The following is a 21896-nucleotide window of genomic DNA, read 5'->3' on the forward strand; positions in this document are numbered from 1 at the left end:
CTGAGTAACAGCTACAAGAGATTATTGCTTGCAATTACTATGATGGTTGCGCTATCGGCATGTCAAAGTACACCAACCACCTTGTATCAGCAAGTCGGCGAACAAGCAGGACTAGAGCGGCTAGTGGATGCTTTTATCAAGCAAATTGGTCAAGATGAAGTGGTTTTTCCGTACTTTAAGCAAACTAATGTGAGCCATTTTCGCGCCGGATTTATTACGCATATGTGTGATGTACTGGATGGCCCTTGTACGTATGAAGGTGACAATATGGTGCAGATCCACACCGGAATGAAAATCAATGAACATGATTTTAATCACACAGTGGACCTCTTAATTGCTGCAATGAATGAAGTTAGATTGAGCCACAGCTTGCAGAACAAAATTTTAGCGCGTTTGGCTCCATTGCGTGCGCAGATCATTAAAATTTAATCAGGCGCAAGCAACTCAAGCGCCGCTTGAGTAATTTGTTGTGGGCTAATTGCCGTTATAATTTCATATTCATTAAGACTACAGCTTTGGCTTATAAGCGCAGTAAATTGCTTGTTTTTTGGTGCGACAACCGACCACGCAGAGGTGCCAAAACCGACAATTGCGACACAGGGAGTATTAACTGCTACTGCCATATGCATAGGACCTGAATCGATACTGATCATCAATTGACATGCTGCAATACAATCCACTAATTCCGATAGGCTAGTGGTACCCGTGAGTACTGTAGCGGAAATATCATCAGCAGCTAATTGACTAGCAAGTTGCTGGCTTTCTTCCTTTTCAGAAGGGTCGCCAAGCAAATAAAAATGTACTTCTTTTTGTTTGGCAAGGCGTTGCAAAGTTTGTAAGGCAAGTTCGTTAGGGTAATGGCGAGGCCCTTTGTTTTTGCCTCCAAAGTAAACAGCTACAGGGGTATGCGTTTCATGCTTTACTATCATGTCTGTCGTTTGATAGCTGAGTTTAGGCAATGAGTAGCGCTTGAATGGCTGACCATGACAATCATTTACTAGTTGGCAATAGCGGTGAATATAATGGTGGTTGGGGTTTAGCTTTAAGCCATGGCTAAGCAGCGGTGTACGGCCATTTTGGCGATAACCTAAAATATATTTAATGCCTGCAAATGTGCATAATAGCGCTTCGCTTAATGACCCCCGAAACAGTATCGCCATAGCGAATTGGTATTGCTTGAGATACTTCGCTTTTGCAAACACCGAGTGTGTATTACCGCTTTCGTATCGTTTATCTGCAATCACATGTAGTTTTTCACTTGTGTTTCTTGCAAAAATTTCACACATAAATGGACGCGCTAACAAATAGATATCATTGTTAGGATAGAGTTCGCGCAGCATATCGATTGCAGGTAAGGTATTAATAGCATCGCCAATAAACTTAGGTAATACGACCAGAATTGCGCCTGTAACTTGGGTAGTTTGCAGTGGTTTCAAAATAATATTGTAGCTGTGTTGCACCTTAATATAACGCTAGTATAACGTGATAATTAGCAAAACTTCATCTGTTACAGTGTACAAAGGAGAAGAAATGAAGAATTTAAAAAGTTGTGAGTGGCTTGCTGAGCAACTAGAAAAGGTACATGTATTGGATGCGGGAATTGTGAAACCTGGAGTCAATAACCCCTATGTACCGAGTGCAATCATATACGGCGCAAAGCGTTTTGATATCAGTGGTGCCTTGTCAGATCCAACGGCGAGTTTGCCGAACACGATGTGTGATAAAGCACAGTTTCAAGCCAGTATGCGTCAACTGGGCATAAATCAGCATGACACTGTGATTGTGTATGACGACATGGGGTTGTTCAGTGCCGCCCGAGCATGGTGGATGTTTAAAAGTATGGGCTTTGAGCAGGTGTATGTGCTTGATGGTGGGTTGCCGCGCTGGTTAGAGTTAGGTTTACCCTGCGCGCAAGCGTATGTGATTTGCCAAGCCGTGGGCGATTTTGTTGCAAAACCGCAAGCCAATTACTTTATCGATAGCCAGCAGGTGCTTAATGCTATCGAGGATGAATCGGTTTTGTTACTCGATGCACGAAGTGCCAAGCGCTTTACTGGCGAAGACCCCGAGCCGCGAGATAACATGCGAAGCGGGCATATTCCAAATAGTAAAAGCCTGCCGTATCAGCAAATACTTAATGAACAAGGTCTGGTAAAGTCTACGAGTGAGCTAAAAGCGCTGTTTGTGCAGTTAGGCGTGACCGATCAAGCCTTGCAATTTAGTTGTGGCTCGGGCGTGACAGCCTGTATTTTAGCAATGGCAGCTGATGAATGTGGTTATACCAAATTGGCAGTATATGATGGTTCTTGGAGTGAGTGGGGACAACCGAGTAACTTACCCGTGGCAACCGGCGCTTAGCTAAAAGGGCAATGCTTACAGCCATTGCCACAGCAGTTACCGCGTTTTAGGTGAGCCCAGCGGCTCATAACGAATAAGCCATCTTCAATACTGTAGTCTAGTCCTTCAATGGCTGCAGAATGCTTGAACGGGCGTGCCAATGCTAGTTGTTCTGCTATGGGCATTTCATTTAGACTGTCAATATACGTGCGTAGCTTGGTTATCAGACACGCTCGGCATAGACAGCCATTGGCATCTGATAAAGGTAAAATGTTAGGTAATTCGGTACACCAGCATTGATGGTTGGCGCTGCATTTTATTTGAATTCCACAATTAGAACATGACATGAATTTTCAACATAAATGAATAACAACATGGATAATACCACAGCCCACTACCAAGATTTAGCAACTCTGGTACGTTTTGCGTCAGGATATCAGAATGTATACGCGCGCCTGATAAATTACCCACAGGATCAAGTCTGCTACATTGTTAGTAACCTAGATATATGCGCCGCTTTGGAACAAGTACTGCAAGGGCATGTGGATATGGATGATGTAGAAATGTGGGCAAGTTTATTAGAAATGCGCGGGGACATCGATCACAGCCAAGTTGAGGGAGTGCTCTATGCGCTATCTAACCCAGAACAAATGGGTGAATTAACCTTCGATAAAATTAGTCAAATCATGATCCTATTAAAATAACAAAGGAATCTATTAATGCCGCTTACGCCAAAGGCAATCCACCAATATTATCAAGATGCCAATTTTACCCTACACGTTATGCATCCAAAATTTAGTGAAATAGACTATGAGCTAGTGATGCGTAATCAAGTAAGGCTGCGTCAGTTATTTGCAGGTCAAACCGAGTGGCCAAAGCCTGATATGACAGTGGCAGATAACACCGCTGCTATGGAACACCACTTACGAGAGTTTAACGAAAATATAGCCTACGGATTTTGTGTTTTTGATGCAGATAACAAAGAATGTATCGGTACAGTGTACATCGATGCCAGTGAAGTCGACGGCTACGACTGCGAGCTACACTACTGGCTTGATGAGTCTTTAATAGCGTTAGAAGCTGTGCTTAAAGAGCGCATGCTGACATGGCTTAAAGACAAATGGGGATTTGACAACCCAGCCTTAGTGGCGCGAGAAATACCACTGGCACAGTGGCAAAATATGAAAAAAGCGAGCTGATGCTCGCCTTTCACTTTATATTTAGTCTATTTATGATACCCCAAGCACGCCTCAACTTCGTTTTTTGAGCCTAAGATCACTGGTACGCGCTGGTGGATCTCTTGTGGATCGATATCCAAAATACGTTGCTCACCCGTATGGGCAATACCGCCAGCTTGTTCAACTAACATCGCCATTGGGTTGGCTTCGTAGAGTAAACGTAGCTTAAATGGCTTGTTAGGATCTTTGGTGTCTGCAGGGTAGGTAAATAAACCACCGCGGCACAGTACGCGGTGTACATCACCCACCATGGCCGCAATCCAACGCATGTTGAAGTTTTTACCACGTGGGCCTGTGTCACCTGCTAAAAGGTCATTTACGTAGTTTTGCATCGCTGGTTGCCAGTGGCGCTGGTTAGAGGCATTGATAGCAAACTCTTTGGTGTCTTCAGGAATTTTTGCAAACTCTTCAGTGAGCATAAAGCTGCCGTGAGTTTTATCCAAGGTGAAAATACGTGTGCCTTTACCAATGGTCAGTGCTAATGTGGTACATGGGCCATAAAGCACATAACCTGCAGCAACTTGCTGGTGGCCAGGTTGCATGAAAATAGTTTGGTCAGCAGGGTCTGAACCATGCGGCGCTTTCATAATTGAAAAGATAGTACCTACAAGTGAGTTAATATCTGTGTTTGATGAACCATCTAGTGGGTCGAAGGCCACGATATATTCAGCATCAGGGTTGCCTGCTACAGTGTAGTCTTCTTCTTCAGATGCAATGGCTTTAACGTAGCCAGACTCAAGTAGGATGTCTTTTAAAAGTTGGTTAGATAAAACGTCTAGCTTTTTCTGGGTTTCACCTTGAATGTTTTCATCAAGGGTTGAGCCTAGTACGCCAGAAAGCGCGCCTTGACCAACGCGGAATGAAATCTCTTTACAAGCCGCTAGAATGGTACGGATAAGAGATAATAACTCTCTTGAGCAACCATCATCGATAAGCACTGGAGGGAGTCTACGCATAGTTTTTGATCCTGATAACGTTGTGGCTTGAGTCTATAAAATGTGAGAGGAGAGCTCAGGCCGCAATTAATTTCGTCTTAAAATAGCTGAACTTTGTATACAATTTTATATACTGGGTTTGAATCAGCCATTAAAACCACTAATAACAAGGTAAGATCATGCGAAAAATAGCCAAGCTATCCGTCATATTCTGTACTTTGCTAGGCGCTATGATAACTCAAGCTGTCGCAGCAATTAAGTCTATTGACGAGTTTACTGACAAGTTAAATCGTTTTCCGGGATATTATTCCTTTTATGCAGACACTTCCAGCGGCAAAATTTATCTGGATGTCGACAAGCTCAAGCAGCCATTTTTATTACAGCATAGCCTACCTTATGGGGTTGGTTCCAATGACATCGGCTTAGATAGAGGGCAGTTAGGCGGTACTTACCTTGTTCAATTTGAACGGTTTGGCGATAAAGTGATGTTGCGCGCGTTGAACAGCTACTATCGCGCAAGCTCCACAAATCCTGCTGAGCAGCAAAGTGTCAACGAAGCGTTTGCATCCAGTATCTTGCAAGGGTTTAACGTTGTTGCAGAAGATTCCGATAGCGTATTAATTGATTATACGCCTTATTTGCTGTCAGACGTGCACGCTGTAAGCCGCACTTTAGCGCAACGTGAGCAAGGCAACTTCAATTTAGATAAAAGCCGCAGCGCCGTATTTATGGAGCGCAGTAAAGCGTTTGTTGAGAATACTGAACTAGAAGCAGTGCTCACATTTACGGGCTCCAAGCCAGGCGAATTTGTTCGCCAAGCGGTCGCCGACCCATATGCGATTACTGTGCACCAACATCACTCATTGGTTAAGTTGCCAGACGATAATTACCAACCTCGTACATTCCACCCTCAATCGGGTTATTGGAGCATAGAGCACAAAGATTACTCAGCGCCGTTGGGCGAATCTATGCTGGTGCGTTACATTCCACGCCATCGCTTAGCGAAAAAAGACCCTACAGCTAAAGTGAGCGAACCTGTTGAACCAATCATTTATTATCTTGACCCTGGTGTACCGGAGCCTGTAAAAACTGCGTTGCTAGACGGGGCCAAATGGTGGGATAGTGCATTTGCGGCAGCGGGCTACAAAAACGCCTTTCAAATAAAAATCTTGCCTGATAGTGCCGATCCAATGGATATTCGCTATAACGTTATCCAATGGGTACATCGTGCAACACGCGGTTGGTCTTATGGTGCATCGGTGATAGACCCTCGCACAGGTGAAATCATCAAAGGCCATGTTACGCTAGGCTCATTACGTGTTCGCCAAGATATTCTAATTGCTGAAGCGCTAGCAGCACCTTTTGTCAAAGGCGATGAAGTGGTGAGCCGTTTGCATGATATGGCACTGGACAGAATTCGCCAGCTCAGCGCCCATGAAATTGGACACACGTTAGGGATCGCCCACAACTTTTCTGCTTCTATCAAAGATAGGGCGTCAGTGATGGACTATCCCCACCCTCTGGTTGGCTTTGATAAAAATGGCAAGTTAGATATCAGTCAGGGTTATGCTAAAGGCATGGGCACTTGGGATACACAGGTGATTAAATATGGCTACAGTGATTTCAGCAATTCAGACGAAGCAGCAGAACTACAAACCATTTTGGATGAAAACCGTGAGTTAGGTTTAGAGTTTATCTCTGATAGTGATGCAAGAGCGCAAGGTGGCGCGCACCCGACTGCACACTTGTGGGACAACGGTAATGATCCTGTTGTTGAGTTGCAGCGTGTGCTCGAAGTACGCAAGCAGGCCTTAAGTAGCTTTGGTATCAACAATATCAAGGCAGGCGTAGCGCTGTCTCAGTTAGAAGAAAAGCTGGTGCCACTTTACTTATTCCATCGTTATCAAGTGGAGTCTGCGGTAAAACTCATAGGTGGCGTAGATTACAGCTATGAAGTACGCAGTGCTCAAGCGGTTAAAGGTGCCAAAATTGTTGATAATGCGCAGCAAAGAAAAGCGTTACAAGCAATATTAAAAACCCTAGATGCAGAGCAGTTACGTATCCCTGAGCGAGTATTAGCGCTCATTCCGCCCAAAGCCTATGGTGAGAGTAAAACGCGTGAAAGCATTTATGGCAGAACAGGTTTAGTACTTGATGCCATGGCGCTACCTGAAGTGGCTGCGAATCATAGCTTAAATCTGCTGTTCAATGCCGAGCGTTTAAACCGTTTGTCACAGCACCATGCCCGTGATGCCAAACATTTTGGTTTAGTGCAAATGCTAAATGCGGTGTATAGAAAAGTATTTGACGCGCAAACAAGTGGTGCAATGGCATTAAAATTGAGTCAGCGTGTACAGTATTTAACCGCAGCACGCATGGCGCAGCTTGCCAGCTCTGATAAAGTCGAACCCGAAGTACAAGCACAGCTTAGATTCCAGCTGATGCGTGTTGCAAAACAGTTTGATCAGCAATCATTGTTCAGTAATGTGAGCGAAGAAACAGCCTATCGTCACGAATTGGCAAGACAAGTTAATGTCTTCCTAGAAACAGGGAAATGGCCTGAAGGATTTAAAGCAGTGAAAATGCCTCCGGGCTCACCAATTTGATAACATTGATGTAAATAATAGCAAAAAATAAGCTGGCACTAGGCCAGCTTTTTTAATTGTGCAAAGGGATATTAAGATATTTGCTCAAGCGTTGGTAACGCCTGCATTACGCCAAGTTGGGCGCAGGTATGCGCACCGCATTTAACCGCAAACTGAGCGGCTAATTCTAGCTTATGAGTCGCATTAGCTAAATTTGCTTTGTGTACACCTAATTGTGCGAGATAGAATAAAAAACCGCTGATCAGGCTGTCGCCTGCGCCAGTGGTATCAACTACCTGAATACCAGGAGTAGTCACCTCAATACATTGCGATTGGGTAATGAGTTTTACTGGGTGCTTACCATCGGATAGCAGTACAACTTTAACACCTAAAGAAAATAACCAATGACAATATTGCTGGGTAGTTGAATTAGCTGCTTGGCTCAAGTATTCCAGCTCCTCTAGACTAAATTTGAGTATGTCGCAGTAAGCATAACAGGCTTCAATTCGATTACTGAGTTGCGATAGGTCATGCCATAAATTGAGTCTAAGATTTACATCAAAACAAATAAGTTGTTGATGCGCAGCAGCTTGCTTAAGCAGCGCCATATGGGTGTTGCTAATGTGACTCGTGGTGAGCGTATTAGAGCAAAAATGAAACGCGCCTATTTCAGGCCAACGAAACTTGGCAAAGTTCGCCTCGCTCACCAGTAGGTCGGCGGTTTGATTACGATAAAAACTAAACTGACGCTCGTTATGTTCATCCAGTACAACGACTGCGAGCGCCGTGTTGGTATTATCGAAAGTAGGGCAGTAGTTTGTTGTTACGCCATAATATTCTAATGTGCTGCGGATCTTTTGCCCAAAAGCATCGCTTGCTAGCCCGCCTAAAAACTCGGCTGTACCACCGAGCTTCGCAAAGCCCACGGCAGCATTGGCTGGTGCTCCCCCAACAATGGGCAATAGCGCCCCTTCTTGGTTAGGCAGTAAATCTATTAATGCCTCGCCAAAGCAGGTTAATTTCATCGCAGCACAGTGTGACATGTAGAGCCCTCTAGAATTGATACTTGAGTGTAAATGACGTTGTTCGGCCATTGATACTGCGGGCACGAATAATCCCGTTGCTTGGTATGCTGCCTTCTTCAGCTTCTGTGATGCCAACGGTATTGAATAGGTTGTTAACATTCAAAGACACTGAAAGATTTGGTGTTACATCATAACTGGCAAAAGCATTAACTTGCGTGTATCCATCTAGCTTTAAATCATTATTGTCTTGCGCATAGGCATCGCTGGTGCCGATTAAGCTCATTCCAATTGCTCCTTGTTCCATGTTGTAACGGCCCATGAGCGAGTAAATAAAGTCAGCCTGACGACGCGGTGTATGGCCTATCAGATCAGGTGATAAGGCATTTTTGGCAATCTCAGCATCGGTCCAAGTTAGGTTGCCTCTAAAGTCAAATGAGCCGACAAAATAGACCCCTTCTAGCTCAATTCCTTGTGCCTCGTATTGTCGGTCAAAAAATCGTTGGCTAGTGGCCTCAAAATTTTGTTCTTCAGTTTGTGCGTAAAAGGCGGTGGCAAACACACTACCGTGTTCAAAGCGTTGCTTAAGGCCTAATTCAATTTGCGTGACCTCATCAATAGCATCTTCTTTTGCAACGCTGCCATCTGTGGCAACTTTACCAAATAGTAGGCGGTCCGCATTGGCACGAGCCCCTTCACTGATACGAGCAAACACGGCTCGGCTAGGATTGATTTGATAGTTGGCACCGACTGAGTAACTGGTGTAATGCCAATCGTAGTTAACCACACTCGGGTTAGCTAAATTAATGCCCGCGACTTGTTCTTCTGGTTTGGAAATAGCGCCATCACCGTTAATGTCTCGCTCAGATACCACGGCTCCTGCGTAAGTGCCTGTTGCTTCCCCTTTATCATAGCGCACACTGGCATCAAGGGTAATATCACCAAGCTGGCTAGAAACCGCAATATACGGCGCTCTAGTTGAATAATCGGTATCGTAATTGCGTTGGCAGCAGTTGCCCCAAGCGGGTGTGCCGTACGCATAAAGACCATTGTCTGAGTACGGTGTACCATCGGCGGCGAATACATCTATCAGGGCTGCATTGTCACCCTTTAGCTCCATCAGATAAGAGTTCCACAACCAAGACATGGCAATGCTTTGCTCTGATGCGTAAAAGCCTAAAGTGATGGCCGTGTCATCCATCAGAGTTTTCGTTAGTTTAATATCATTGACGAGCGAACCAAAATCCTGCATTTGCACATCAAAAGTATGAATGCGCATGATATTTTGATCGCTTACAGCCATACCCGCTTGTGGGCCATTGGCATATTTTAAGCTAGCATTGTCACCGGCAATACTTGTTGCGATACTTTGCGCATCACCTACTTCAGCAGGAAATGGCGCGTTAAAGGTGCCTTTGACACTAGAAATACGTAAGCGATTTTCTATCTTCCAATTGTTGTCTAAATCAAAGCTTGCCTCTACCCCAACACTGTTAACTTGTGGATGCATACCATCGCGCATATCGCCTTGGCGATTTTCATTGTTCGCGCCTAAACCTTGTGTTTTGACAAAATAAGCAGAGTGAGGGGTCTCATTGAGCGCATCAAATCCACTTAAGGAGTCGCCGTTGGCACGCATAGGCATGGGTAAGTAGCCTGTGCTTTTGTCATCTAGGTGTTTAAAATAGAGGCGTACATAGCCGCTATCAAATTCTTTTGTAAGGTTTGCTTTGATTTGACCGCCTTTGTTACCCGTGTAGCCTGTGTCTCTAACGCCTTCACCTTGGCGCACAAATCCACCGATATGAAAGCGCACAGAATCAGACAGGTAACTGCCGAACTCAAAGTCAGTTCTAAACTCGTCGTAATCTAAACCGAACGTGGTGGCGATACTGCCAGACTCACTCTCACCCGTTTTCGAGATAAAGTTGATAATGCCACCCGGTGCATTGCTTGTTGCAGTCGAGGCTGAGCCGCCACGAATAGACTCAACAGTTTGTACCGTGTTATCGAGGCGCATAAAAATATCAGCATTACCAAAAGCGATATCGCCAAATTGTAAAATTGGTAAGCCATCTTCTTGCAATTGCAAAAACTTTGCGCCACCAGAGGCCACGGGTAAACCTCTAACTGCGATATTGGCATTGCCCTCACCACCCGTTGATTCAGAACGAACTCCGGGCAAAATTCTAAATGCTTCAGCGGTGGTTCTGGGAGTTGAAACATTAATTTGTTCAGCAGAAATGCTGCTAACCGAGACACTAGAAGCCATTACGGTGCGTTTTTGTGGCACGCCAGTAACGATGATTTTTTCAAGTTCATTTTTTTGCTTAGCGTTATTGTGTATTGGCTCTTGTGCCCATGCGTTCGATCCTATAGCAAGTGTAATTGCACTTAGCGCAAACCAAGTTGGAGTTGTTCTTCTCATAATGTGCCTCGTTGTTGTCAATTTGCAGTATGGAACACTCAACTGAAGTTACATACTTAATCGATTAAGTAAGTTAGCAAAAATAAAGTGTTTTGCAATGATAATTTGCGCGATAATTGTGCATTGTTTTTTAACTGGCTGTTTTTTATTATAAAAAAGTGTTCAATCTTGGTGCGTCGTTGAACACTTTTGTGACAAACCTAGGTCGCTGCTAGGCGAATTTGTGCGGGGTTGCGCCACCAGTTATAAAACATGGCTAACATCAGCAAGGCGGCAAAGGCAGTGGCAAGAGCAAAGCCATAGCGGATATGACCAAAATAGTCACTAACTACCCCCATAAGTAGCGGTGCAAGTGCAGCTGACAAAGCGGTAAAAAATAAGATAACACCCGCTACGGAACCATGCTGATGTTTAGCAAAACAAGATATACCTTTGGAGTTAAGGGTAGGGTAGATCATCGACATAAACAGCCCGCTTAGTGGTAAGCTAACTACCGCGGCGTTTACGCCAAAAATGTAAGTGGCTAAATAACAGAAAAAAATCGCAGTGCTTAGTACAAGCATAACCACTTGCCAGCTAAATACATTTAATAACCAAGTGGCCATAAAACGTCCTAATGCCCTTAAGATAAAGAAAATAGTTAACGCATAGGTAGCCAGCAAGGTCCAATCTCCTTGATAGGTCTTTAGTAAGGTAGGCATCCACACATAAATGGCGACTTCGGTTGCAACATACAAGGCAATTGCCGCAGAAAAGCCCAGTGCATGTAAATCTTTGAACATCAGTAAGGTATGTTTAAAACTGGGTGCCTGCTGAGATAGCGGTTTTGGTTTGGTAACAAAGCGTACTTTAAGCGTTGCTAAACTAAGCATTACACATAATACACCGGCTAAAACATAAAGATATACCCAGCTAACACCTGCCGTTATCAGGTAGCTCACAAGAGCGGGGCCTACAATAGCGCCGATGGCAAAAAAGCCCTCTACTGTATTCATGGTTTTGGTATGTGCGTGGTTGGTTGGGCTCAGATCACCAAGTAACGCCAGCGCTGCAGTTTTGAATAAACCAATCGCAACGCCTATGACGCTTAACAACACCACAAATATAATGAAGTTATTGCTAATAGCAAAAGCAAAGCATGCTAAGGCAAATAGTGTAAAGCCAATTAAGATGGTTGCTTTATGGCCAATTTTATCGGCCAGAAAGCCGAGGCACAACCCACTGATTGCTATCCAAATCATGGGAGCATAATGAAATGCACTGGCCTGAGTCATACTTAAATTATACTGTTCGATCAATTCAGGAATGATCACGCCCACTGCGTCCGATGTCATTGCAAACATAAAGAACATCATATACGTGAGCCAGCGAAGCGTTGTTAAGTTGCTGGTTGTCATAGTACTTGCCTCAACGGTTAACTGGCTGATCTGTAATAAGTCTAGTGTGTATATCTGGGGTATCAGCCAATTTTATTGTAAATAATGCTTGAATATAGTTAGGGGTTGAATAAAGATATATCTTAATCGATTAAGAATCAACTTTAGAATATAGAGCGGAATTATGAAAAACCAAGTGCAATTGATCACCTATGCAGATCGTCTGACTGGCAATGGCCTTACACAGTTAAAGCAACTTCTTGATGAATCGTTTGCAGGCTTGTTTTCTGGCGTGCATATTTTGCCGTTTTATTACCCGATAGATGGCAGTGACGCAGGGTTTGATCCCATAGATCATGCCCAAGTTGATAGTCGCCTAGGCACTTGGCAAGCACTATCCGAGATTGGTCAGCATTATGAAGTGATGGCTGATTTAATCGTTAATCACGTTTCCGCTCAGTCTCATGAATTTCAAGATGTGTTGGAACAGGGTCATCAATCACCCTATTGGTCGATGTTTTTAAAAGAAACAGATGTGTTCCCAAGTGGTATTACTCAAGCTCAAGCTAATGCCATTTTTAGACCTAGACCGACGAGCTGTTTTTCACCCAAAAAGTTGGCGAGCGGGGAGCTCGTCAACTTTTGGACTACTTTTACCGACAATCAAATCGATATAAATGTTGAGACTGACTCAGGTAAACGGTATCTCGATAAAGTGCTTAACTTATTTGCTACAAATGGCGTAAAGATCATTCGTCTTGATGCTGCTGGGTTTGCTATTAAGCGTGCGGGAACGAGCTGTTTTATGACAGACGAGACCTTTGCATTTATAAAGCAGTTAGCTGAACAAGCCCATAATTTAGGTATGGAAACCATCGCAGAGATCCACAGTCATTACAAAACGCAAATTGCCGTAGCAAAAAAAGTCGATAGAGTTTACGACTTTGCACTGCCACCACTCATATTGCATACCTTGTTTAGTAAAAATGTGGATGCTTTGCTGTATTGGTTAACAATCGCCCCTCGTAACTGTTTAACCGTACTGGATACACATGATGGTATCGGCATTGTTGATGCGGGGCCTGAGGGGGATAAAGCAGGGCTGTTAAATGCGAACGAAATTGATGATTTGGTGCAACAAATTCATATAAATAGTCAAGGTGAAAGCTTGAAAGCCACAGGGGCTGCAGCGAGCAATGTTGACCTTTATCAGGTAAATTGCACTTACTACGATGCGCTGGGGAAAGACGATTTGGCATATCTAACCGCGCGTGCGATACAGTTTTTTGCACCGGGTGTACCGCAAGTGTATTACGGTGGTTTGCTGGCGTTACACAATGACGTGGCATTACTGGAAAAAACTCAGGTAGGCAGAGATATTAATCGCAGTTATTTATCGTTAGAGCAAGTTGAAAAGCATTTAGATAAACCCGTTGTGAAAGGGTTGCGCAAGCTTATTAAACTACGCAATGACAGTGATGCGTTCAATGGAGACTTTTTGGTTCATGGCAGTAACAGTACACTGAGTATGGAGTGGCAGAATCAACATGAGCTTGCCAGTCTAAAAGTAGACTTGATGGCAGGAACAGCACAGCTTAGTTTTAGTAATGCCAAGCAAAATACAGTAATTAACTTAGTAGATTTGCTTAATTAAGCGAACTATCAAATGGGCTAAGTAGATTGGCCCATTCGCAACTCAAACGGCAAGATCACTTGTTGTTTTTGTTTATTGATAAATAACTCAGCTGCATGTTGCCCTTTAGCCTCACTATTTTGATGTATAGTGGTGATCGCTGGGTTAAATAGCTGGGCTTCATCAATACCGTCAAAGCCAACAATTTTCAATTCTTGAGGCACTTTGAGCCCCTGTTCTTGTGCTTCTCTTGCTGCGGCGAGTGCAATTAAGTCGCTCATGCATAACAATACATTTGGACGTGGTTGCACGTTTAATGCTTCTTTTGCGGCGATGCGGGCCCAACGTTCACTACTCTCGGGGATATTCCAAGTTCTATCGTCAGACATTGAGACATTGGATTCTTGTAGTGCTTGTCTAAACCCTGCTAAACGTTGGTGTGCAATAGAGGTATTGAGTTTTGGCAGGTGATGATCATACACGCGGCAAATGAGTTCAGTGTCTAACAGTCGCAAACCTAAAATGGCAACGTTGGCTTCTTTTGAGGCGTCGGTAAAAGCCCTGAGCGCTTGATTTGCAACTTCGTATGCAGCTTGGTGATTGTTAATGTTCACACTGGCTTGCCCATTAAGTTCAAAGTCTACAGCAACTACTTCTTTATTGAGTACAGCAAGATGGGCAATGAGTTTAGTATTTCTTGGTCTGCCATAACAAATAAAACCATCAACAAAGTCAACAACGTTGCTGACATTGTCAGCATTGCCCGAAAATAGTAGTAAATTAATGCCCTGGGGTTCAAGCACGTTTGCAACACCGCGCATAAAGCTACTTGCCACAGGATCAGACACCATATATTCAACACTATCGGGTAAGACCAGCGCGACAATATTGAAGGTGCCCTTTCTAAGAGAACGGGCAGCTTTATTCGGTCCAAAGTAGCCAAGTTCATGACATGCAGATAAGATCTCTTCCCTTTTTTGTTTTGATAACTGATCAGGTCGATTAAAAGCATTTGATACAGTTGCATTGGATACACCAAGATGTGCAGCAATACTTTTTAGGGTCCACTTCTTTCCTGTCATTTGCATCCGGCTATTTGGTTTTTTTCTAGTTTACATCAGCATAGATGCTTACTTAAAGCACTAACTAAAACACAGCTCATTTATTAACTGGCGAATTTGTTGTTGCGCAGGGGCAATCTTCTCTATCGCTAAGTATTCATCAGGTTGATGTGCTTGCTCTATGCTGCCAGGTCCCATCACGATGGTTTCGCAGCCAAGCTGCTGTATAAATGGCGCTTCAGTACAATAATTTACAGCAACGGCTTTGCTTTGAGATATCTGCTCGGCCAGTTTAACTAAGGCGCTATCCGTTTTGCCACTAAATGCTGGAATAGGGTCGTGCAAGTCAATCACACAGACACTATTTGGGTATTGAGCGTTAAGCGGTGCCACTGCATCTAATAACAAAGCTTGCAACTCTTTTATGCTCAACCCTGGTAGTGGGCGCAAATCAATATGGAGCTCACAGCAGCCGCAAATACGATTGGCATTGTCGCCGCCATGGATATGCCCCAAGTTTAATGTAGGATAAGGAATTGCAAAATCGCTAAGTGAATATTTATTCTTTAACTCTTCTTTTAGGTGTAATAGTTTTGCAATTACCTTGTGCATGATTTCGATGGCGTTAAGGCCACGCTCAGGATCAGAGCTATGACCGGAGCGTCCAATCACTCTAATGGCGCTGCTCATATGCCCTTTATGGGTATAAACCGGCGTCATATCTGTGGGTTCTCCGATAATACAGCGCGCAGGTTTTAAATTACTGTGTTTTGCCACCTGTTGCGCACCTGCCATGGTGGTTTCTTCGTCAGCGGTGGCCAGAATGAGTAGTGGCTGTGTCTGTACAGCACCTTGTTCATCGAGAGCTTTGATCGCATCTAAAGCAAAAGCAAAAAAGCCTTTCATATCAATCGAACCAAGCCCATATAAGCGATTATCATGCTGCTCTAACTTGAAGGGGTTGAAGTTCCATCGACTGTCATCAAAGGGCACAGTATCAGTATGTCCTGCCAACATTAAACCACCATGGCCTTGACCGCGCTTAGCCAGTAAGTTGAATTTTCCTGGCGCATTTTCAAGTTCGGTGATCTCTACGTTAAAGCCTAAGTTTTCGCACCAGCTTGCAAGTAAATCAATGACGGGGCGGTTACTCATGTTTAAAGAATCGTCCAAAGCACTGACCGAAGGGTTAGCGATTAATTGTTGGTACATAGCTAAAAAGGTGGGGTTGCTCATAAAAAATCCAAAATATTTATCCAAAGTGTTTGCATAACAATTTAAAGGTGTTTAGTATGAATATCAATTCACTTTTTTAGCATAAATATATTTAGAGGCTGGCATGCGACGATACTCATTCACCATTTAATTTCATTTTGACTAGAAAACGCAATACAAATTAGAGAGCACCATAAAAAATGATGAATGTAACAAAGAACATCGCAGTTGTTGGCGCCAGCGGATATAGCGGTGCAGAACTTGCCAGTTTAATAGCCAAACACCCTAACTTCTCCCTGTCAGGTTGTTACGTGTCAGAGCAAAGCTTGGATAAGAACACATTATTGAGTCAGTTATATCCAGAGCATGGAAATTTGCTCGACACGCCGTTACTCCCCTTGTCAGCAAGTGCTTTTGCTGACATTCAAGCTCAAGCGGATTACGTGTGCTTGTGTACCGACCACAAAGTGAGTGTGGAACTTGCCCCAAAGTTTCTTGAAATGGGAAAAAAGGTTTTTGACTTATCTGGTGGATATCGTTTAGCCACCAGCCAAGATTATGAGCAGTATTACGGCTTTAGTCACCCTTATGAACAATGGCTAAAGCAAGCAGAATATGGGCTTGCTGAGTGGAATGCACAAGCGATAGCTGCTGCACAATTGATTGCCGTTGCTGGGTGCTATCCAACTGCAGCCCTTAATGCTCTGAAACCGCTTAAACAGGCGGGTTTAATCGCAGACGAAAAAATCATTATCAATGCTGTTTCAGGCGTTACCGGTGCGGGTAGAAAAGCCAGTATCAATACTCACTTTTGTGAAGTCTCTTTGGCACCCTACGGCTTGTTTAATCATCGTCATACACCAGAGATAAAACAGTACCTTGATCATGAGGTGCTATTTACTCCACATTTGGGCAATTTCGCACGCGGTATTTTAGAGACTATTTATGTGTCGTTAAAACCTCAGGTGACCAGCAATCAGATAGAAGCTGCATATCAAGTGTTAGCAGATGAACCGTTGATCAGATTAAAAGGCGCACAGCTGCCTTCTATCAAAGGCGTAGCAGGGTTGCCTTATGTAGATATTGGTTGGCAACAACAAGGCAGCCAGCTTATTGTGGTGGTTGCGATTGATAACCTTCTAAAAGGCGCGGCGGGTCAAGCACTACAGTGCATGAATTTATCTAGCCAGTTACAGCCAGAATTAGGTTTAAAGGGAGCGTGGTAATGCAAACTTGGGTGATAAAAGTAGGTGGTGCGGTACTAGATACTGAAGACGCAGCACATGCATTATTTAAGCATCTGGCTCAGGTGAGTGAGCAAGATAAAGCACAGCAATTTGTGGTGGTGCATGGCGGCGGAGCGCTGGTTGATCGTTGGTTGAATGATGCTGGGTTTGCTACGGCAAAACATCAAGGCTTGCGGATAAGTCCCAAAGAACAGATGCCATATATTGTTGGTGCGTTAGCTGGATGTGCCAATAAACAGTTGATGGCGCAGGCAATCACTGCTGGGTTACAGCCGATAGGCTGTTGCTTATATGAAGCAGGCTTGCTTGCAACACAAAAACTAAAAGCACTCGGTCAAGTTGGCGAGTGTGTTGAAGGAAGTTCGGGTTTACTGCCTGCTATGTTGGCATTGGGTCGTATTCCCTTAGTCAGTTCAGTAGGCCTTGGAGATGATGGCCAGTTATTCAATGTTAACGCAGATGAGGCAGCGGCAGCCATTGCAAGTCTGCTCAATGCTGAACTTATTTTTATGACGGATGTTGAAGCGGTGTTAGATGGCAATAAACAGCCTCTTCATCAGCTCAATCAAGCGCAAATTGAGCAACTTATTGATACAGGAGTGATAGTGGGCGGAATGGAGGTCAAAGTAAAGACCAGCCTTCGCGCAGCCCAACACTTACGACGTGGTGTGTATATCTCTAGTTGGCAAAAGCCTGAGAATCTTGTTGCGTTACTCAATGGCGCACATGTTGGTACACAGATCACACCATAGGAAAGAATATGTTACAGCACTTTTTAACCGGTCTTGAGTTAGACCAAGCAAAGATATTAAAGCTACTTAAGCTTGCACAAAACATTAAAAATCAGCCACAAGAGTATTCAAATGCGCTGACTGGTAAGTCGATAGTGACATTGTATGAAAAGCCTAGCTTACGTACTCGCTTATCTTTTGACATTGGCATTAATAAGCTCGGAGGCCATGCTGTTTACCTTGATCAGCAAAATGGGGCAATGGGTGATCGTGAGTCAGTAAAAGACTTTGCGCTTAATATCTCGGCATGGGCCGACGGCCTTGTTGCTCGGGTTAATCACCACAGCACTTTGAATACACTGGCTGAGCATGCCTCTATCCCTGTGGTCAATAGCCTCTGCGATTTATATCACCCTTGCCAAGCATTGGCTGACTTTTTAACACTGCAAGAAGTGCATGGTGATGTGAGCCAATTGAAATTGGCCTATTTAGGTGAAGGCAACAATGTGACTCATTCACTGATGCTATTAGCAGCCACATTGGGGACTGATTTTGTTGCTGTTTGCCCAAAAGGACATTCACCTGATGCGCAAATAGTGAAACAAGCAGAGCAGATAGCGGCGGCGAATGGTGCGTCAGTACTAATAAGTGACCGTGTAGAAGCTGCAGTAGGTGCCAATGCGCTCTATGCAGATACATGGGTGTCTATGGGGAACGATGCTTGTCTAGAGCAAGTAAAGCAGACCTTTATGCCATATCAAATTAATGCAGCGCTGGTACAGCAGACAGGCGCAAGTACAGTACTGCACTGCCAGCCAGCTCACCGTGAGTATGAGATCACCTCAGAGGTGATGGATGGTAATAATTCCAAAATAATTCAACAAGCACAAAACCGCATGCATGCCCAGAATGCTTTGCTGGTGTCACTGTTAAATCCAAATTATGTGTAAGGATGTAAAGCAAAATGAGCGAAATTAAAAAAGTAGTATTGGCCTATTCTGGTGGCTTGGATACATCAGCAATTGTTCCTTGGTTAAAAGAAAACTATGACTGTGAAGTTGTTGCGTTTGTAGCTGATGTGGGACAGGGCGAAGAGGAACTCGCTGGCGTGGAAGAAAAAGCCATTGCATCTGGTGCATCAGAGTGTCACATCGTCGATCTTAAAGAGCAGATGGTCAGTGATTACATTTATCCGACTTTGAAAACCGGCGCAATTTATGAAGGCACCTATTTACTTGGGACTTCAATGGCCCGTCCTATCATTGCCAAAGCACAAGTTGAAATTGCACGTAAAGTCGGCGCTGATGCGCTTTCTCACGGTTGTACGGGCAAGGGGAATGATCAGGTGCGTTTTGAGTCTTGTTTTGCTGCGCTTGCTCCAGATCTTAAGGTGATCGCACCGTGGCGTGAGTGGAGTTTATCGAGTCGTGAATCGCTTTTAGATTATTTAGCTGAGCGTAATATCCCTTGTTCAGCGTCGGCGACAAAGATTTATAGCCGTGATGCGAATGCTTGGCATATTTCCCATGAAGGGGGAGAGCTTGAAAACCCTTGGAATCAACCGAGTGAGCAAGTTTGGACGATGACTGTATCGCCAGAGCAAGCGCCAGATAAACCTGAGTTTGTGAGTGTTATAGTCGAACAAGGTGAAGTGGTCGCGGTAAATGGTGAGCGCTATAGCCCATATCAATGCTTAGTACAGCTTAATAACATTGCTGCGGCGCACGGTGTAGGGCGCGTAGATATCGTAGAGAACCGTCTGGTTGGTATGAAATCTCGTGGCTGCTATGAAACACCGGGAGGAACCGTGATCATGGCTGCGCTGCAGGCAATTGATGAATTGGTATTAGATAAATCGAGTCGTAAGTGGAAAGAAACCCTAGGCGGTGAATTTGCCCACTTAGTGTATGACGGTCGTTGGTTTACGCCTTTAAAAGATTCAATTTTGGCAGGTGCGCAAGCGCTATCTGAGGTGGCAACGGGAGAGGTGGTGTTAAAACTCTACAAGGGCCAAGTTAGTGCGGTACAAAAGCAGTCGATCAATAGTTTATACAGTGAAGACTTTGCAACGTTCGGCGAAGATGATGTTTATGATCAATCACATGCCGAAGGATTTATTCGTTTATTTTCGCTTTCTAGTCGGATTGCGGCTTTGAATAAAAAGTCGTAATTCAGAGCGTTAGGAGAAATATTATGGCGTTATGGGGCGGGCGTTTTTCATCGGGTCCGGATGCGGCATTCAAGCAGTTTAATGACTCTTTGCCATTTGATTACCAATTGGCAGAGCAGGACATTGTGGGTTCTATTGCGTGGGCTGGCGCGTTGGCACAAGTGAACGTGCTTAACGAGCAAGAGCATCAAGAGTTAGTGGCAGCGCTCAATCAATTGTTAGAGCAAGTTCAGCAAGATTTGAGTGCGGTCGCCTGTGCTGGGTATGAGGATATTCACTCTTATGTTGAAGCTAAGCTCATTGAGCAAGTAGGTGACTTGGCTAAAAAGCTACACACTGGGCGTAGTCGTAATGACCAAGTTGCTACAGATTTTCGGCTTTGGAGTCGCCAAAGTGCTGAGCAGCTGCTGGCGGCTTTAGGTTCGTTAAAGTCGGCGTTTGTACAACTTGCAGAGCGTGAGCTTGGCACAATATTACCAGGTTATACGCATTTGCAGCGTGCGCAGCCCGTGCTGTTTAGTCACTGGTGTATGGCGTATGTCGAAATGCTAGAGCGCGATGAATCGCGCCTGCAAGATGCGTTAATGCGTTTGAATGTGTGCCCGCTTGGCAGTGGCGCGCTGGCTGGTACTGCATACCCCATTGATAGAGAAACGCTAGCAACCAATTTAGGTTTTAGCCATGCATGTCGCAATAGTTTAGATGCCGTTTCTGATAGAGACTTTGTGGTAGAGCTACTCAGTTGTGCCAGTATTTCAATGATTCACTTGTCTCGCTTTGCAGAAGACTTAATTTTTTACAACTCAGGTGAGGCAGGGTTTATTGAGCTTGCTGATAACGTTACCTCGGGTTCTTCGTTGATGCCACAGAAGAAAAACCCAGATGCGTTGGAATTGATCCGAGGAAAAACAGGGCGAGTGTTTGGCGCATTTAGTGCCATGATGATGACGCTTAAAGCATTGCCTCTTGCTTACAATAAAGATATGCAAGAAGACAAAGAAGGCTTGTTTGATGCGATGCCAACATGGCTTGCGTGTATCCATATGGCACAAGCGTGTATCGAAGGCCTTAAAGTCAATGGTGAAAAAACCCGCGAAGCGGCAAAAGGTGGCCATGCCAATGCGACAGAACTTGCCGATTATTTAGTAGCCAAAGGGATCCCGTTTAGAGAAGGACACCATATTGTTGGCCAACTTGTACAGATAGCCATTGCGCAAGGGAAAAGCCTCGAAGAGTTGAGCTTAGACACCTTTAAAAGTGTCTGCGATGTGATTGATGAAGGTGTATACCCAGTGTTAGAGCTCGATGCTGGTATTGCAGCGCGCCAAGCACTTGGTGGTACATCTGTCACGCAAGTTGAAAATGCGGTCCGTGTGGCGAAAAAAAAACAACAGATCTTAGTCAGAGACGCGACACTTGATGATGTTGATGCGATTGCTGAATTGATCCAGCATTGGGCTAAAGTCGGCGAAAATTTGCCGCGTGCTAAAAGTGACATGATCCACTCGATTAATGAGTTTGCCGTAACCGTTGTCGATGGCAAAGTAACGGGATGCGCATCGCTGTATATTTACGATACGGGGCTTGCTGAGATCCGCTCTTTAGGCGTTGACCCACAAACGCCTGTTAAAGGCCAAGGTATGCAATTAGTTACTCATTTGCTATCAAAAGCGCGCAAGTTGGCGCTAAATCGCATTATTGTGTTAACTCGAGTACCTGGATTCTTCACTAAGCAAGGGTTTAGTTATTGTACAAAAGATACTTTACCCGAAAAGGTGATGAAAGATTGCGACTTGTGTCTGCGAAAAGAAAACTGTGATGAAGTGGCAATGGAATTTATTCTAAAGGCGGCAAGGAGTACGGTGATCCCGTGTAAATTTGTGGCCTGAACTCCCTGAAGACGACAAAAGGCGCTTGG

Annotated in this window: 19 protein-coding genes; 11 read left to right on the forward strand and 8 right to left on the reverse strand. The window is 44.3% G+C overall.

What is annotated here, in order from left to right; translation table 11 throughout:
- Nucleotides 1-39: 39 nt before the first annotated feature.
- On the forward strand, nt 40-429 hold the full coding sequence (locus HG263_RS19415) for a group I truncated hemoglobin (RefSeq protein ID WP_171627838.1): 390 nt from the start codon (nt 40-42) through the stop codon (nt 427-429).
- On the opposite strand, the gene HG263_RS19420 is transcribed toward HG263_RS19415, so the two are convergent.
- Nucleotides 426-1436, reverse strand: a complete 1011-nt coding sequence (locus HG263_RS19420) for a glycosyltransferase family 9 protein (protein ID WP_246240037.1) — start codon at nt 1434-1436, stop codon at nt 426-428. The two genes, HG263_RS19415 and HG263_RS19420, sit on opposite strands and share 4 nt — an antisense overlap.
- Before the next feature lie 94 nt (nt 1437-1530).
- Here HG263_RS19420 and HG263_RS19425 point away from each other — a divergent pair, with 94 nt between their 5' ends.
- Nucleotides 1531-2358 (forward strand): sulfurtransferase, encoded by an 828-nt coding sequence (locus HG263_RS19425; protein WP_171627736.1) that lies wholly within the window; start codon nt 1531-1533, stop codon nt 2356-2358.
- Here HG263_RS19425 and HG263_RS19430 read toward each other — a convergent pair.
- Nucleotides 2355-2684: a DUF5522 domain-containing protein gene (locus tag HG263_RS19430; protein ID WP_171627737.1), complete on the reverse strand. Its 330-nt coding sequence runs from the start codon at nt 2682-2684 to the stop codon at nt 2355-2357. The genes HG263_RS19425 and HG263_RS19430 overlap by 4 nt on opposite strands.
- A gap of 27 nt (nt 2685-2711) precedes the next feature.
- Between HG263_RS19430 and HG263_RS19435 the strand changes: the two genes are divergently transcribed.
- Both HG263_RS19435 and HG263_RS19440 read left to right on the forward strand, forming a co-directional pair.
- On the forward strand, nt 2712-3041 hold the full coding sequence (locus HG263_RS19435) for a hypothetical protein (RefSeq protein WP_171627738.1): 330 nt from the start codon (nt 2712-2714) through the stop codon (nt 3039-3041).
- A 15-nt stretch (nt 3042-3056) separates the two neighbouring features.
- Entirely contained in the window at nt 3057-3536 is a 480-nt protein-coding gene (locus HG263_RS19440; RefSeq protein ID WP_171627739.1) for a GNAT family N-acetyltransferase, read from the forward strand.
- Nucleotides 3537-3562: 26 nt separating this feature from the next.
- Here the strand turns inward: HG263_RS19440 and HG263_RS19445 are convergent, their stop codons facing one another.
- The gene (locus tag HG263_RS19445; RefSeq protein ID WP_171627740.1) at nt 3563-4531 is read right to left on the reverse strand and encodes a class 1 fructose-bisphosphatase; all 969 of its coding nucleotides are present in this window, start codon (nt 4529-4531) and stop codon (nt 3563-3565) included.
- A gap of 158 nt (nt 4532-4689) precedes the next feature.
- On the opposite strand from HG263_RS19445, the gene HG263_RS19450 reads away from it, so the two are divergent.
- The gene (locus HG263_RS19450) at nt 4690-7116 is read left to right on the forward strand and encodes a zinc-dependent metalloprotease (RefSeq protein ID WP_171627741.1); all 2427 of its coding nucleotides are present in this window, start codon (nt 4690-4692) and stop codon (nt 7114-7116) included.
- Nucleotides 7117-7187: 71 nt separating this feature from the next.
- Here the strand turns inward: HG263_RS19450 and HG263_RS19455 are convergent, their stop codons facing one another.
- The 3 genes from HG263_RS19455 to HG263_RS19465 all read right to left on the reverse strand — a co-directional run bounded on the left by HG263_RS19455 (nt 7188) and on the right by HG263_RS19465 (nt 11942).
- A complete protein-coding gene (locus HG263_RS19455; RefSeq protein WP_343044021.1) occupies nt 7188-8204 on the reverse strand; it encodes a carbohydrate kinase family protein in 1017 nt (338 codons plus the stop codon).
- The gene (locus tag HG263_RS19460) at nt 8149-10545 is read right to left on the reverse strand and encodes a TonB-dependent receptor domain-containing protein (protein WP_171627743.1); all 2397 of its coding nucleotides are present in this window, start codon (nt 10543-10545) and stop codon (nt 8149-8151) included. Before HG263_RS19460 ends, HG263_RS19455 begins: the two co-directional genes overlap by 56 nt.
- Before the next feature lie 200 nt (nt 10546-10745).
- On the reverse strand, nt 10746-11942 hold the full coding sequence (locus tag HG263_RS19465; RefSeq protein WP_246240038.1) for an MFS transporter: 1197 nt from the start codon (nt 11940-11942) through the stop codon (nt 10746-10748).
- A gap of 163 nt (nt 11943-12105) precedes the next feature.
- On the opposite strand from HG263_RS19465, the gene gtfA reads away from it, so the two are divergent.
- Nucleotides 12106-13575 carry a sucrose phosphorylase gene (gene gtfA, locus HG263_RS19470; RefSeq protein ID WP_171627744.1) on the forward strand — a complete coding sequence of 490 codons (1470 nt, stop codon included), beginning with the start codon at nt 12106-12108 and terminating at the stop codon, nt 13573-13575.
- A gap of 17 nt (nt 13576-13592) precedes the next feature.
- Here the strand turns inward: gtfA and HG263_RS19475 are convergent, their stop codons facing one another.
- Nucleotides 13593-14636, reverse strand: coding sequence for a LacI family DNA-binding transcriptional regulator (locus HG263_RS19475; RefSeq protein ID WP_171627745.1), 1044 nt, complete (start codon nt 14634-14636; stop codon nt 13593-13595).
- Nucleotides 14637-14696: 60 nt separating this feature from the next.
- Complete coding sequence (argE, locus tag HG263_RS19480; protein WP_171627746.1) at nt 14697-15851, reverse strand: acetylornithine deacetylase; 1155 nt, start codon at nt 15849-15851, stop codon at nt 14697-14699.
- 182 nt (nt 15852-16033) lie between these two features.
- Between argE and argC the strand changes: the two genes are divergently transcribed.
- Genes argC through argH form a run of 5 tightly spaced genes read left to right on the forward strand, consistent with a single transcriptional unit; the run spans nt 16034 to nt 21867 of the window.
- On the forward strand, nt 16034-17056 hold the full coding sequence (gene argC, locus HG263_RS19485) for an N-acetyl-gamma-glutamyl-phosphate reductase (protein ID WP_171627841.1): 1023 nt from the start codon (nt 16034-16036) through the stop codon (nt 17054-17056).
- Nucleotides 17050-17829: an acetylglutamate kinase gene (gene argB, locus HG263_RS19490; protein ID WP_171627747.1), complete on the forward strand. Its 780-nt coding sequence runs from the start codon at nt 17050-17052 to the stop codon at nt 17827-17829. The genes argC and argB overlap by 7 nt, the downstream gene beginning before the upstream one ends.
- Nucleotides 17830-17837: 8 nt before the next feature.
- The gene (locus tag HG263_RS19495; protein ID WP_171627748.1) at nt 17838-18758 is read left to right on the forward strand and encodes an ornithine carbamoyltransferase; all 921 of its coding nucleotides are present in this window, start codon (nt 17838-17840) and stop codon (nt 18756-18758) included.
- A gap of 14 nt (nt 18759-18772) precedes the next feature.
- Entirely contained in the window at nt 18773-19978 is a 1206-nt protein-coding gene (locus HG263_RS19500) for an argininosuccinate synthase (RefSeq protein WP_171627749.1), read from the forward strand.
- Nucleotides 19979-20001: 23 nt separating this feature from the next.
- Nucleotides 20002-21867, forward strand: a complete 1866-nt coding sequence (gene argH / locus HG263_RS19505; RefSeq protein WP_171627750.1) for an argininosuccinate lyase — start codon at nt 20002-20004, stop codon at nt 21865-21867.
- The last annotated feature ends 29 nt before the right edge of the window (nt 21868-21896 follow it).

Source organism: Pseudoalteromonas caenipelagi (genome assembly GCF_013140855.1).
Taxonomy (GTDB): domain Bacteria; phylum Pseudomonadota; class Gammaproteobacteria; order Enterobacterales; family Alteromonadaceae; genus Pseudoalteromonas; species Pseudoalteromonas caenipelagi.

Coding starts and splice junctions, on each gene's coding strand:
- HG263_RS19500 (WP_171627749.1), top strand. CDS start 18,773: ATGAGCGAAATTAAAAAAGTAGTATTGGCCTATTCTGGTGGCTTGGAT.
- HG263_RS19430 (WP_171627737.1), bottom strand. CDS start 2,684: ATGTCATGTTCTAATTGTGGAATTCAAATAAAATGCAGCGCCAACCAT.
- HG263_RS19465 (WP_246240038.1), bottom strand. CDS start 11,942: ATGACAACCAGCAACTTAACAACGCTTCGCTGGCTCACGTATATGATG.
- HG263_RS19445 (WP_171627740.1), bottom strand. CDS start 4,531: ATGCGTAGACTCCCTCCAGTGCTTATCGATGATGGTTGCTCAAGAGAG.
- HG263_RS19435 (WP_171627738.1), top strand. CDS start 2,712: ATGGATAATACCACAGCCCACTACCAAGATTTAGCAACTCTGGTACGT.
- HG263_RS19415 (WP_171627838.1), top strand. CDS start 40: ATGATGGTTGCGCTATCGGCATGTCAAAGTACACCAACCACCTTGTAT.
- HG263_RS19450 (WP_171627741.1), top strand. CDS start 4,690: ATGCGAAAAATAGCCAAGCTATCCGTCATATTCTGTACTTTGCTAGGC.
- gtfA (WP_171627744.1), top strand. CDS start 12,106: ATGAAAAACCAAGTGCAATTGATCACCTATGCAGATCGTCTGACTGGC.
- argE (WP_171627746.1), bottom strand. CDS start 15,851: ATGAGCAACCCCACCTTTTTAGCTATGTACCAACAATTAATCGCTAAC.
- HG263_RS19495 (WP_171627748.1), top strand. CDS start 17,838: ATGTTACAGCACTTTTTAACCGGTCTTGAGTTAGACCAAGCAAAGATA.
- HG263_RS19425 (WP_171627736.1), top strand. CDS start 1,531: ATGAAGAATTTAAAAAGTTGTGAGTGGCTTGCTGAGCAACTAGAAAAG.
- argC (WP_171627841.1), top strand. CDS start 16,034: ATGAATGTAACAAAGAACATCGCAGTTGTTGGCGCCAGCGGATATAGC.
- HG263_RS19460 (WP_171627743.1), bottom strand. CDS start 10,545: ATGAGAAGAACAACTCCAACTTGGTTTGCGCTAAGTGCAATTACACTT.
- HG263_RS19440 (WP_171627739.1), top strand. CDS start 3,057: ATGCCGCTTACGCCAAAGGCAATCCACCAATATTATCAAGATGCCAAT.
- argH (WP_171627750.1), top strand. CDS start 20,002: ATGGCGTTATGGGGCGGGCGTTTTTCATCGGGTCCGGATGCGGCATTC.
- HG263_RS19475 (WP_171627745.1), bottom strand. CDS start 14,636: ATGACAGGAAAGAAGTGGACCCTAAAAAGTATTGCTGCACATCTTGGT.